General features: G+C 43.2%; 7 protein-coding genes and 1 riboswitch. All 7 genes read right to left on the reverse strand.

From position 1 onward, the window contains the following. Nucleotides 1–279: 279 nt before the first annotated feature. Nucleotides 280–1863 carry a methyl-accepting chemotaxis protein gene (locus JWG45_RS13315; protein ID WP_205280166.1) on the reverse strand — a complete coding sequence of 528 codons (1584 nt, stop codon included), beginning with the start codon at nt 1861–1863 and terminating at the stop codon, nt 280–282. A gap of 311 nt (nt 1864–2174) precedes the next feature. Further along, on the reverse strand, nt 2175–3332 hold the full coding sequence (locus tag JWG45_RS13320; RefSeq protein ID WP_205280167.1) for an Acg family FMN-binding oxidoreductase: 1158 nt from the start codon (nt 3330–3332) through the stop codon (nt 2175–2177). A gap of 114 nt (nt 3333–3446) precedes the next feature. Further along, the gene (locus JWG45_RS13325) at nt 3447–3812 is read right to left on the reverse strand and encodes a response regulator (RefSeq protein WP_232380679.1); all 366 of its coding nucleotides are present in this window, start codon (nt 3810–3812) and stop codon (nt 3447–3449) included. Next, nucleotides 3813–5360 carry an MASE3 domain-containing protein gene (locus JWG45_RS13330; RefSeq protein WP_205280168.1) on the reverse strand — a complete coding sequence of 516 codons (1548 nt, stop codon included), beginning with the start codon at nt 5358–5360 and terminating at the stop codon, nt 3813–3815. A gap of 323 nt (nt 5361–5683) precedes the next feature. Continuing rightward, nucleotides 5684–8215: an ATP-binding protein gene (locus JWG45_RS13335; RefSeq protein ID WP_205280169.1), complete on the reverse strand. Its 2532-nt coding sequence runs from the start codon at nt 8213–8215 to the stop codon at nt 5684–5686. A gap of 220 nt (nt 8216–8435) precedes the next feature. Beyond that, nucleotides 8436–10592, reverse strand: coding sequence for a cation:proton antiporter (locus JWG45_RS13340; RefSeq protein ID WP_205280170.1), 2157 nt, complete (start codon nt 10590–10592; stop codon nt 8436–8438). A 244-nt stretch (nt 10593–10836) separates the two neighbouring features. Further along, a riboswitch (cyclic di-AMP (ydaO/yuaA leader) is annotated at nt 10837–10969 on the reverse strand. A 26-nt stretch (nt 10970–10995) separates the two neighbouring features. Continuing rightward, entirely contained in the window at nt 10996–13536 is a 2541-nt protein-coding gene (locus tag JWG45_RS13345) for a cation-translocating P-type ATPase (RefSeq protein ID WP_205280171.1), read from the reverse strand. Between the last annotated feature and the right edge of the window lies 1 nt (nt 13537).

The following is a 13537-nucleotide window of genomic DNA, read 5'->3' on the forward strand; positions in this document are numbered from 1 at the left end:
GATTTGGAAGGCTCTCAAGGGAATAAACGTCGAAATTTTGGGAACGAACGTCCGTTAGCTGCAATACGTAGTTTATAAGTTTCATTGATAGTTTATAACGGGGACGGATCGAGGATTCAGATCTTTCTTTTCGGACTTTTTCGAATCCCGATTCTTATTCTCCGATATTTTCGAAAAGAGAACAAAATCCAAAACGGTTTTTCCAATTCTTAGATTTCGTATCGTTCTTCCCAAAAGAAGTTTGTACCAAAAGAAAGAATTTCGGGATCACTCCTCGTTCTACTCTTTGTTAGTGAGTTCTCCCGATTGAACGTCCAATTCTAAGATGATTCCGGAAAGGTTTTCGCTTTTGGCGGTTAAGGATTCCATCGAAGTCTGGAGGCCGTTGATGGATTGTACGATCGACCGAAGACCGGCTCTTTGTTCCTTGGAGGCGAGTTCGATTTCCGAGGAAAGCGCTTTCAAAAAATCTAAATTAGAAAAGAATTGAGAATTGATGGAAGTCTGTTCGCCAAAGAGTCGTGTGAATTCTTCGAAATGGGAGAAGAATTCTTGAAACAGAGAATCTTGTTCTTTGAAACGTTCCGCCGTGATCTCCGCGGATTTTTGTCCCGAGGAAACATGGTTCGTGGAATTTTTGATGATTTCCGAGATCAAATCCGCGTTTTTTGCGCTGCTTTCCGCCAACTTTGAAACTTCTTGTGCGACTACCGCAAATCCTTTTCCTGCGCTACCAGCTCTCGCTGCTTCGATCGATGCATTTAGAGAAAGTAGATTCGTTCGATCCGCGACGTCGGACATGATTTGATTCACGTCGCTTACGCTTCGAAACGAATCCCCCAGCGCGAATAAAGAATGGGAAAGTTCCTGCACAAATCCGTTCACTGTGGATCCGGCCTTTCTCAGTTTTTCCAAACCTCGATTGAGATGTTGATTGAAAGAGGTGATTCTTTCTAATATCGATTTGAGATTTTGACTGTGAACTACTAAGTTTTCGATGTTTTGAAATTGGTTCTGTACTGTTACGGCGGAACTTTCGGTCTGAGTTTGAAATTCTTCCATAGTCGAGCTGATTTCCTCGAAAGAGGAGGCGTGATCGGAAACTACCTGCGTAAAATCGTTCATAAAGTCTTTTAGATTTTGGGAAGAAGTCCGTAAGGAACGCGCAGACTCTCTCATCCTAGCCGTCTTATCGTTCATAATTTTTTGAGAATGTTCCAATTCTTTTTGCCTCGATTCCGAATTCCGAACTAACTTTAAAAAGAGACTTACGAGAAAACGAACGATCAAAGAAGCGGTGAATAAAAAGATGATCTTCATTGCCTGTTCGGACATGGACGCATAACTCGCCGAAGCCGCAAGTACAGGATCATCCACCATCTGCAGCCCGTATTGCACCGCGACCGCGATTATGATCGTCTGAGTAACGGAAGTAAGAAGTCCGATGACAAGCACGAAGTTCGGAGACAGAAGAAGCCCGGAACAGATGATGTAAAGATAGGAAATTCCGTAAAAGATTTGGCCCTTTACGATCACTCCCGAGTTTTGCGGAATATCCGCGGCGACGACGATCATCGTAGAAAAAAGACTCATGACGTCGAGAATCATAAAAAGCTGGCTTTGTCTTTCGGAAATCTTGCCATAAACTTTTATCTTATAAAGGCTGTAAAGAGCGTAGAGCAACATGCTCGTGACTCCTAAAAGATAAAACGTATTTTGTGTAACCGTACTTCTCTTCCAGGAAGCCGTTATGGAAACATAAAATAGAACGATTAGAATCAATCGGATCCAATTGATATAAGCGGGACCGGAAGCGATGATATCGCGATCCGTCAATTGTGTTTTAGAATCTCTTGAAAGCATTCTGCTTTCTACATTGGCTCGATTCGCGCTCAATGTAATTTTGGTTCTTTTAGAAATCGAAAATTTTAAATTATAAATAGCCGAAAGAAAAAAGAAGAATGGGGCGCTCGCTTATAAGTTCTCATTTATCTTTTTCTCAAGAACTTGTTCAAAAACTTCGGGATGTAGGAACTCCAATAAGAATTTATCGGCATTCCATTCATTAGGATGTTTCTAATGTGCGCTAAGGAACGGAATATGTGGGAACTCCATCGCTTTGTTACGAACGACGGAGTATTCTAAACGGTACATTCGAGATTTTGGGACAAACTCTAAATTCTTGTGGAGAGAACCACTTGTTCGAGGGGGCGACGCGGAGAAAAAGGCATCGTTCGCGAGTATCCGAAACGGACGATAAGCTGGGGATGAGACGTTCCGAGGCTTAAGTGTTCTCCGAGTTGGGAGCGTAGTTTGGGGATTTCGGCGGGTTGATTCATAAAGGCGGATTTGACGTTGAGCGATGTGGCGAGCAAGGTCCATTGTTCGAACGCGCGTCCGACTTCGATCCAAGCCTCTCTGTCGTTTTGTTGAGAAGTAAAGATCATCATCCCGGCGGAACTTCGGATTAATTTTTCGTCCAAGTTTCCCTGACTTTCTCCGCTTACGATCTTGTTCATAAGAAATTGCCCAAACCAGCGGGGAACCGAGGGATTTCCGGTGCAGACCGTCGCAAGACCGTCTCCTTTTTCGATCGCCTCCGATTCGCTGAATCGAATCCAGTCTTTGAGTTCCTTGTAAAACGCGGAATCGGCGATTTGGATACGATCCCCCTCCTTGACGTATTCTATCAAAGGTTCGATTCGTTTTTTATCGGTGAATAGAAGTGTATCGATCGTTTTGGCTTTAGGAGCGGATTCTAAACTTTTTAATTCTGGAACTGACGGTATTTTGCCGTCGTACTCGTTTCGTGTGGATTGCCTGAGAGGAATCATACGAAAAAGAGTTTCGCTTTTGTTTGAAATACCTTTTTTGGAAAGAAGAATTCGGATACAATCTTGTTCCTCGTTTGCGGGAAAATATTCAACTTCCGGAATATATCCTTCTTGTTCGGAGGCGATCAGGAGATTTTCGAGCGCACAACCCAGGCTGATATAAAGCTCGCGATCATCCGGATCTACAACTCGAAGTCTGCGCGTAAAATCGGGAAAAATCCGAATGATATTCCCCGTTAAGGAGAATTTCCAGGGTTGAGAATTGTGTCCGGAAGGGGCGAGTGTTGCATAACGTATGATGTTCAGCATTTTTCCGTCGAGACTGGAAAGATCAACAAAGGATTTTGTTCGGATCCGATTGACTTCGTCTCCGTAATCGAGTCCTCTGCAAGCGGGCCCCAAGGAAGTTATTGCCGCTCCGGCGCATAAGGCGGCGGCTTTTACGAGAAAATTCTTTCGAGTCAGACGGATCGGTGTGAACGGATTGTGAGTTTGCATTCTTCCTGATTCCTTTCTAAAAATAGTCTCTCGGATATCACGTCATGAAAATATCACGAAGTCGATTTAAAGGAAGCGTTAAATCGAAGATGGATTCAAGCAAAATCCCTATTCTTAAATTTTGGATTCGATAATTTCTTTGATCTGATTGATTTCGACCGGTTTGACCAGATAGCCTAAGGGATGGGCGCTTTCGGCCTTCCGTTTTGTTTCGAGGTCCGTATAACCGGTAACAAAAATGATCGGGATCTTCTGAAACGAACGGATTTGTTTCGCGGCTCCGATCCCGTCGATTTCTCCTCCTAAGTTGATATCCATAAGGATGACGTCGGGAGGATTCATTTTTACGCTTTCGATTGCGGTTTCGCCGGTCGAAACGAGATCTGTGATTTCGTATCCGATCCGTTTTAACTCTTTCTGCATAAGAAGTGCGATTAAAAATTCGTCTTCGACGATAAGAATTTTGATTTGAGATTTCATTTAAACCCGCGGGGAATATTGATCGTTCTTAAATTCTAGTTTAAAGTAAAAGTTAGGTTGATTTTCGATCGATATCTTTCCGTGTAGTTGTCCTTCTCCGATTCCGTAGATCAATTTCATACCGAGTTTGTCAAAATTTTTAGCATTCACGGGATCCGAAATTCCGATTCCGTTATCGGAATATTCGAACACCGTTTGACCCGTTGTCAGCTTTTGGATCGAAATTCGAACGAGCCCCGAGGTGCGATCGGGAAACGCATGTTTTAAAGAATTGGATATCAGTTCCAGAAGGATAAGACCGAAAGGAACTGCGATGTCCAATAAGACTTGCTGATCTTCGATTTCATATTGAATTTTTAAATCCTTTGCAGTAGATTGATTTCGCAACGAGACGTATTGGATTAATTTTTCGATATATTCCTTCAAGGAAATGCTGGAAAGATCGTTCGATGCGAATAAAATTTGATGTACGATCGAGATGGTCTGGATCCGCTCTTCCGTTTTACTCACGAGTTCTTCGATGTCCTCGTTTTGTAGATAATTCTCAGCCTGTAGATTGATCATACTGCGTATCAATTGCATCGTATTATTGGATCTGTGATAGAGTTCCCGGATTAAAATTCCTTTTTCGTTCAAAGAGCGGATCAACTTCCTTTTAGAATTTTCGTGCTCGACGATTTCATTTTCGAGCCGGTTGTTGATCAAAAGAAGTGAGTCGTAGGGTTGATTGACCGAAGCTATAAAGATACACTTATAGATCAGATAGAATGAAACGATTTTATAGATATGTCCGAGTACGCTATAAGTATCGAACACATTTTTGTAGATTGTCATCGAAAAGTCGCAAAAAATGAAAAGTATAAGGGCAGATAAAAGGTATTTGAGATTGCTGTCCTTCGAATCGATATAAAGTTTTGTATAAATTATGAAGGAGACAAAGTTTAAGAATATAATAAAATACTCAAAATGGATCTTAATTTTGGTAAGACCGTATCCTTGTTTGTAGGTTTCCGGCAGATTCTCCTGATGAAAACTCACGTAATAAAGAACGAAAAAGGAAAGTGAAAGGGAAAAAAACAGAAGCCAAAAGCTGTTGATCCGCAAAGATTTTTTTTTGGTGTAAAAGAAGGCGCTCGTCAGAATTCCAAGGGCGGTTACAATCCTCGCCACAATCCAAAATTGAGTAGATTTGTTCGGCGTGTTCGGAGTGATCAAGTCCGACATTCCGGAATAGGCGAGTGCGTGCATAAAGTCGATCAAACCGACCGTCAAAAAGGAAACGGCGATAAAAAGGGAATGATAATCCCGAGTTCGTTTGTATGTAAACCAGCCTAAGCCGAAAATCGAAATGGAAACCGTGATGCTAAAAACTTCTGCGATGTTGTGAAATACGAGATAGACCGGAGTTGTAACGTCGTAGTGAAGGAGAGAAGGAAGACTCTGGATTATAAAGATTGGAAGAGAAGCAAGGACGATCAATCCTAAGATTTGGAGAGAAAGAATTTTGAGAGAGATCGAATTCATTCGATTCGGAATGTTTACGGCCATTGTCTTCAACTTGTTTTTTATCTTCTTTAGGAATAGTAATCTTGAATTCAACCCGGATCCATTGTGATATCGAACCTCTTACAGGATTCGAGTGTTCGCTTTTCGCTGATTTGAAAATGAATTATCAAAACAAAGGTAAATAAGCCGATTCGTTTGTTTGTCCAGTATTAAATTAGCAAAGTCTTTTCTCTTCAATCGACGAAATTAATTCTTAAATTTTTCTTCAGAAATCGTTTCAAACGGGATCGTTTGCGGCCTTACGAAGCAAACGTCGGAGTTATTAAAATGAGTTTCGAAGAATCCCTTGAGTGACAACCCGCGCCTTATCGTTTTGGAAGGATCAGCCATTCATAGATCAGTTGTTCGATATTCTTTCTGTAATACGGTTTTGCCAAAAATCCGGACATGCCGGCTTCCTTACATTTAGTCTTGTCTTCCTGTAGAACGTCCGCGGTGACCGGAATGATGACCGGCTTTTTTACTATTTTCGGATCGTTCAGAATCCACGCGGAGGCCGTGATTCCGTCCAAGTGCGGCATGTTGATGTCCATAAAAATCAGATCATAGTCGTTTTTTTTTGCTTTTTCCACCGCTTCCAAGCCGTCCTTTGCAACCTCGTGAAGAATATTCAATTTATTTAAAATACGCGATAAAAGAAAAACGTTGGTGGCGTCGTCCTCCGCGATGAGTATCTTCGTCTCCCGTGAAAGTTCTGAGAGATCGAATTCTTGGATCGGCTTTGGAGTTTTATGAGAACCGATTTCGGATAACAAAATCGTAAACTCGAACGTGGAGCCTCCATTTTCGTTTTTAAAAGCGTGGATCGATCCTTGCATCAGCTCCACCAATTTTTTCGATATCGCCAATCCGAGGCCGGTTCCTCCGTATCGTCTCGAAATACTCGAATCCAACTGAAAGAATTTCTGAAAGAGTAGATCGATTTTTTCTTTTGGGATTCCGATTCCGGTATCGACGACTTGAATCGTATAACGGATTTTGTCGCCGGGTTTTACGATCTCGGAATCCAGAATCAGCTCGACCTTTCCAGAATCCGTAAACTTGATCGCATTGGAAAGAAGATTCGAAAGGATTTGTTTGATACGATGTTCGTCGCCCAAGGCGGAAAATACGAAATCGGGAGAATAAACGACGTTAAACCTTAAGCCCTTTTGTTGAACTTGGTGTTGGAATATTCCCTGCATTTCCTCCAAAATCGGTTTCCATTTGATTTCTCCGATTTCGAGTTCTATTTTATCGGCTTCTAATTTAGAATAATCTAAAATATCGTTGATAATCTTGAATAAGGTTTCCCCGCTGCTTTGAATGAGGCTTCGGATGTGTTCTTGGTTTTTATTGAGAGGCGTGAACTTGAACTGTTCTATCAAGCCGATGATCCCGTGTAAGGGAGTTCTGATTTCATGGCTCATCGTCGCAAGAAACTGCGACTTTACCTTGTTTGCGAATTCTGCTTCGTTTCTGGCCTTTTCGAGTTCTTGAGTCCTCAGTTGGACTTGAGTTTCCAAATTCGTATTTTGTAATTCTTTTAATGACATCAACTCGCGGTGCGTCTGAAGACTTTCTTTGAGAGTGGATTCCAATTCGATTGCGAGTCGTTCCGAATTTTCGATGGCCTTTGTCAGTTTTTTTGCAAGCACGCTCGCCTGCAAAAGGATAAAAAAAATCACTCCAAGATTCGAGAAATATCCCGTAGAAATATATCCCAGAGTGAAAAGGATATCGTTGGCAACGGTCGCAGAAAAAATGATGTAGGCGGTTAGGATAACAAAAGCTCCTTCCCGATTATTTTTCCAAGCTCTGATTAGATAAGGACTTAATCCGAGCGGAAGAAGTCCGATGAGAGTGAATTCGACTTCCGAAAATCTTGTGAAAACGTTTACGGGTAGAATGAGGGCTAAGATAAACGTGAAAAAAACGCCGATCGTGGAATAGATAAATTTGCCCGATACCTCCTCCGGAAAGAGCGATTTGATAAACATACACATCGAAATTCCGATCGAGACCACCACAAAATAAATGATCCGTATGTATGCGTCAAAATTCAAATCTTCAAAAAAGAGGAGTAACGTGTGATTTTCTCCGCTGAGTTGACGAAAGGACATCAGAATACAAAAGAGCGAGAAGTATAAGTATTCTTTCGAGCGGGTTCGGAAAAGAAAGATCATGAGGTGATAAAGTCCGACCAGACAGATCGAGGAAAAACTCGCGATTTCGGCGAGAGAATGTCTGACTTGTGTATCTCGAATTTTTTTCCATTCTCCCAAAAACAAGGGACGCCAGAAGCCGTGATTCTCATGGTTATAATTCGAAATCCAGATCACGATCGTAACTTCGTCTTGAATTGAACCGATGTTGATTCTATCCGGTTTGACTTCGGGAATCATACTTTCATAACTCGATCCAACTCGGCCGACCTTTGCGACGGATTTTTGATTTACAAAAATTTCAAACGCGGAAAGAATTTCGGTCCAACTGATTCCATAGGATCCTTGAAAGGACTTCGGAAGTTTGATTTTGACTCGATAGGTCGCCTTTCCGAACGGAGTAAGATTTTTTCCGGGAATCTTATAAAATTTCCAATAGGATGGTACGGCATGATGGCCGTTGCAGTGTTCTTTCCAAAAACTTTCCTCCGCATCCGGAGGAATCAGTTGATCCCAGCAAAATTCCCAATCTCCTTTTAAGTTCACGATTTTTCCCTTCGGATCCCAGGTTGCGAGATCTGCGGAACCGTTTTCGATCAGCGTCCTTTTTTTTTCGTCAAAGTCGTTGCAAAAAAGCGAGAAGGATAAAATCAAGAAGAGGGGGAGGAGTAATTTGAAATTACTTGGGTGCATTTGATTTTGTTCAAAGAATTCGATTCAAGGCGCCCCTCTCTTACGATCGGAGCCGTAAATATCACCGTTGAATTTTTGATACATTATGGCAAAAATTTACGATAAGGAAACCGTTTTTTAAAATTCTAATATGCTCGTTTCCTAAGACGAATACGAAGAACCGCCAAACGATAAAAAATGATTCGGCGGTCTTTAAGACGGATCTATCGTCTTAATTCTTTCACTTTTTAAGAATTAAAACACTCGGCAGCTGTTGTTGGAACAAGCTCGTGTTTTCAATTTCGACGTAAAATTCAAGACTGAGGATCACAAGGTCGTAGTCGCTCCAATTCTCTCCGTAGATCAAGGATCGTTCCCTCGCGAGTATGCGGAAGTTTGGGGACTTTATACGTTCGTTTGCGTCTTTCAGCCATTCCGGAAGGACTCTTCCCGTCCAAAGGACCGTTACGTCCGAATCGGAAAGTTTAGAAATATTTTCTTGATAGACCTCTAAGAATCGATCTTCGACGCTGGAGACGAAGAAGAGGATTTTGTTCAACTTCGTAAATTTGCGATCGATCAAAATTCCCACCGGGATCTTCGTACTTTCGATAATGGTGAGAACTTTGCCCGCAACTTCCTTGTGCGAAAACAAAGTCTGGGATCTGCCCAATAGAACGAGAGAAGGATCGAGTTTTTGAATTTGATTAAAAATCTCTTTTGTCACGTTCGAACTGTTTTTATAAACCGTCAAAATAGAACGCCCGAGTTCGTTCGCTTTTTTTGTAAGATTTTCAAAAACTTCCTTTTCCAGAGTATCCGCTTCCTGAGGTGAAATATCGGTACTCGAAGTGACGTGAAGCGCGACTAACTTTGTTTCCTTCACTTCCTCTTTTTGGAAGGGGAATAATAAATTCGCCAGTTCTAAAAGACGGGCTCCGGTAGTCGGAGCCGCGAACGACAAAAGAATTTTGCTTCCACGTTCTTCCTGAATTCCTTTATAAAAAATGAGATTCAACAAATCTAAAATCGGTCCCGTCATAAACGTAGTCGCGAGCGCCATCAGAACCATCATCGCAAAAATCGGGGGAGATAAAATTCCTAAGTCGTAACCGATATTGAGGACCACCAATTCCATAAGTCCTCTTGTGTTCATAAGGGCGCCGATCGAAAGACTGTCCTTCCAATTCTGCCCGACCAACTTAGCCGCGACGGAACTTCCGAAAAATTTTCCGAAAACCGCGACGCCGATCACTCCCAAACAGACAAACCAGAGATTCCCTTCGTTTAACAATCCGATCTCAGTTCTGAGACCGGTAAATACGAAGAACAAAGGTAGAAGAAGTAAGAGACTTAAGTCTTCTATCTTCTCTGACAACAATCTCCTGAAGTTTCCGTTAGACGGCATGATCACACCGGCGAGAAAGGCGCCGAAGAGGGCGTGGATCCCGATCGCTTCCGCGACGTAGCAGGACAAAAGCCAGATGATAAAAACAAAAGCGGTGACCGGACGAATCAAGGCTTCTCTGCTCGGATATCGTTGAGAAATTTTCGTCAAAAGAGGGCGGATCACAAAGATCATCAAAATCACATAAGAAACCGCTAATGCAATCGTGATCAATCCGCTCAAAAGGCTTCCGGCTTGCGCCACCGCGACTACGATCGCGAGGATACACCAAGCCGTGACGTCGTCGGCCGCAGCGCAGGTGACGACCAAGGTTCCGAGAGAAGTTTTTGTAAGCCCTCTTTCTTGGACGATTCTCGCCAAAACTGGAAAGGCCGTGATACTCATTGCAATTCCCATAAACAAACCGAAGACCAAAAAAGAAACTCCCTTGGGGGAAAAGTCCTGGTAGAGATAGATCGCGTAAGCGGTTCCTAAGAAGAATGGGAAAAGAATACTCGCATGACTTACGACCACTGCGTCATGCGCCTTTTTGCCAAGAATTTTCACATCCAGTTCCATTCCCACAAGAAACAAAAAAAGAAAAAGACCGATCTGACTTAGGGCTTGTATACTTTTGAGAGATTCTTTTGGAAAGAGAAAGGAAGAATATTCCGGTAAGGCCCATCCCAAAAACGAAGGGCCCAGGACGATTCCGGCGATGATTTCTCCGATCACCATCGGTTGTCTGAAAAGACTCAAGATCCAACCGAAGGTTCTCGCGACGATCAGAATGACTAACAGCTGTAAGATGAGAAGCGCGATCGGGTGTTTTAGATTTTTCGAAAAATCGGAAACCCAGACGACAAAGGAGAACGGATCGGAGTGAAACCCCGAGTTTTCGATTCCGACTTCCAATCCTTTTCCGAAGTTGAGAATCCAGTGGATTCCAAAGCCGAATACTACGAGAAAAACGACGTAAACCAAAACGTTTCTGAAAGTACCTAATTTCATTCCTATACCGCCATATTCAATTTTGATCATAAAGCCGATTCTTATAGAATGTCCCCGCTTTGTTTCTTTTTTAAAAGACGACGAGCGTACGAATCCGAAACGACTCGGCTTGCGAACCGTTCGATCCGAATTTTAAGGACAAACTCCATTCTTCTTTCTAAACTCTTGGAGTATAAAAAGAATTAAGAATCAAGTCTCCAAAATCTATGTTGAGTCGGGAAGAGTTCGGAAATGAAATTTCCAACTGTCTTCTCTCCGTGCCTGCGAAGTTAGCTGACGGGCTAGGAATGAGAGATATCCTTCGTATCCGAGATACGATTCGCCCCAAAATTTGGTTCCTCCGCTCCGGATGACTCCGGACTAGGCAGACTCAAGACAAAAGAAGGCTCGTTCCCGTTTCAAGTCAAGAATTATCTTTGATCTTCTTCACTTCCCAGAGAAGACTTACGGCAAGACCGATCGCGACGGAAGAGAATACGTCGAACCAGGAAATCATTACAAAACCGAATAGACGGGTCAAAAGATCCACGTGAAAGATAAACGTAAGGATAAGAATCGTCAAACCGCTGATCCAATATAGGATTGAGTTTGATCTTGTGAGAACCCGATAAAAAGGAACGTCTTTCGAAAGATGGATCAATATCATTCCCAAATTGGATGAGACCAAACAGAGAAAAGCCATAGATCGGATTTTTTCAAACGTCCAGTTTTCGTGTTTTCCCCAAAAGGAAAGGGCGATGAGAACAAGAAGAATCAATCCGCCTCTAAGTAAGCTCATCGATGCGTTTTGAAAACTCATAAGACTGTCTTTCCCTCTTCGAGGAGGGGAGGCGTAGATGTGTTTTTCGGCGTCCACTCCTTCGAATACGAGAGTACATGCAGGATCTATAATTAACTCCAACAATAATACGTGTGCCGGAAAAAAATAGAGCGGATCCCCGGTAAGAACCGGAAGAAGAGACATGCCTATGATCGGAATATGCACCGAGATGATATAAGAAACGCTTTTTTGGATGTTTTCATAGATTCTTCTTCCTAACATCACTGCCTTTACGATGGAGGAAAAATTATCGTCTAACAAGACCAAGTCGGAAGCTTCTCTGGCGACATCCGTACCTCGTTTCCCCATCGATATCCCGATATGGGCTGCGTGTAAGGCCAGAGTGTCGTTGACTCCGTCTCCCGTCATCGCGACGGTTTCTCCCTTGCTCTGAAAACAACGGATGATCTTTAATTTTTGATGTGGTCTGATTCTACAAAAAATTCGAACGTGATCCAGACGAGAAACGAGCTCGTCGTCGGAAAGAGTTTCCAACTCGTCTCCGCTGATGACGGTCTCCGAACGATCAAATCCGATTTGATCTGCGATGGATTTTGCCGTCCCTGCATGATCGCCGGTGATCATCACAACTTTGATACCCGCTCGTTTGCATTCCAGTACGGAAGCGGGAACCGATTCCCGGATCGGATCCTCTAAAAGAATCAGACCTAAAAAATCGAAACTGAGATCGTGTTGATCTTCGGGAATTCCGCGAGTTTTCGATTTCGATTTGGCAACTCCTAAAATTCTAAAACCTTGGGAAGAATATCTTTCAACGATGTTTCCCCATTCGTTTAACAATTCCTCCGAGAAGTGACAAAGATCGAAGATCGCCTCCGGCGCCCCCTTGGCTCCGATAAAAAGGACGTCGTCGTTTTCCCGAGACAACCACGCATAACTCAGAGCCATAAGTTTCGGGGAAAGAGGATATTCTTTTTTTAGCTCCCAGTCAAAGTGAATGTGTTCAGTTCCCGAAAGAAAGGTAATTCCCAGATCGCGAATTGCCTTTTCCATAGGATCGTACGGATCTTTTTTGGAAGCGAGAAGAGCGAACTCCAAAAGCGAATGAAACTTTTCAGGAATTTCCGAAAGTTTGGAATTACACTCCAAATGTTCCCCCTCACAATACAAACCTCGAACTTTCATATTGTTCTCGGTAAGGGTTCCCGTTTTGTCCACGCAGAGAACGGTAGCGGCGCCTAACGTTTCGATGGCGCTTAGATTTTTTGTCAAAACTCCGATCTTGGAAATTCTCCAGGCGCCTAACGAGAAAAAGACGCTTAAAACGACCGGAATCTCCTCGGGTAAGACGGCCATGGAAAAGGTAAGACCCGCGAGAATGGCCTCCAGCCAACGTCCGTGACGAAGCCCAAGGCCGACGATCAGAAACACACAAAGGATTCCGGCAAACATGGTAAAAAAAATCGTAAATCGTTTGATCTCCGATTGGAGAGGACTTTCGGATTGGGTGATATTCTTCAATTCCTTGCCGATCTTTCCGATCTCGGTGGAATCTCCGGTCGCGGTGACTCGAAACACTCCTTCTCCGGCGACGACCGTACTTCCCGCAAAAACCAAACTTTTACTACTTGCAGGAATTTGCATATTCTCATCGGATTCGAATACTGATTCTTTTGGAATGCTGACGGATTCTCCGGTCAGAAGGGATTCGTCCACATTTAGGTTTAAGGAGAATGTCAAAAATCCGTCCGCAGAAACCCGATCTCCTTCCTGAAGAACAATTACGTCGTCGGGAACCACTTCTCCGGAAGGAATGATCGTGATTCTTCCGTCCCTCACGGCTCTGGCTTTGAGAGGAGCGAGTTCCTTTAGGGAGGCGAGCGCGTTTTTGGATTTGTTATTCTGATAGATCGTGATGGAGATGACGGCGATGACGGCGATGGACAACATCGCCGCTTCTTCCAGGTTCCCGAGAACCGCGTACAAAATTCCACAAAGAATGAGAAGGGACAACATCGGTTCGGTCACTACGGAAAGGATTACTTTCCAAAAGGATTCTCTCTGACTGCTGAGTTCGTTTCGTCCGAAACGTTTGAGTTTTTCGGCGGCTTCTTCCGAGCTGTGGCCCCTGGGTAAATTTTTTTCGGCGGAAGGATTGGACATG

The organism is Leptospira ainlahdjerensis, from assembly GCF_016919175.1.
GTDB classification, from domain to species: domain Bacteria; phylum Spirochaetota; class Leptospiria; order Leptospirales; family Leptospiraceae; genus Leptospira; species Leptospira ainlahdjerensis.

Coding starts and splice junctions, on each gene's coding strand:
- JWG45_RS13315 (WP_205280166.1), bottom strand. CDS start 1,863: ATGCTTTCAAGAGATTCTAAAACACAATTGACGGATCGCGATATCATC.
- JWG45_RS13320 (WP_205280167.1), bottom strand. CDS start 3,332: ATGCAAACTCACAATCCGTTCACACCGATCCGTCTGACTCGAAAGAAT.
- JWG45_RS13325 (WP_232380679.1), bottom strand. CDS start 3,812: ATGAAATCTCAAATCAAAATTCTTATCGTCGAAGACGAATTTTTAATC.
- JWG45_RS13330 (WP_205280168.1), bottom strand. CDS start 5,360: ATGGCCGTAAACATTCCGAATCGAATGAATTCGATCTCTCTCAAAATT.
- JWG45_RS13335 (WP_205280169.1), bottom strand. CDS start 8,215: ATGCACCCAAGTAATTTCAAATTACTCCTCCCCCTCTTCTTGATTTTA.
- JWG45_RS13340 (WP_205280170.1), bottom strand. CDS start 10,592: ATGAAATTAGGTACTTTCAGAAACGTTTTGGTTTACGTCGTTTTTCTC.
- JWG45_RS13345 (WP_205280171.1), bottom strand. CDS start 13,536: ATGTCCAATCCTTCCGCCGAAAAAAATTTACCCAGGGGCCACAGCTCG.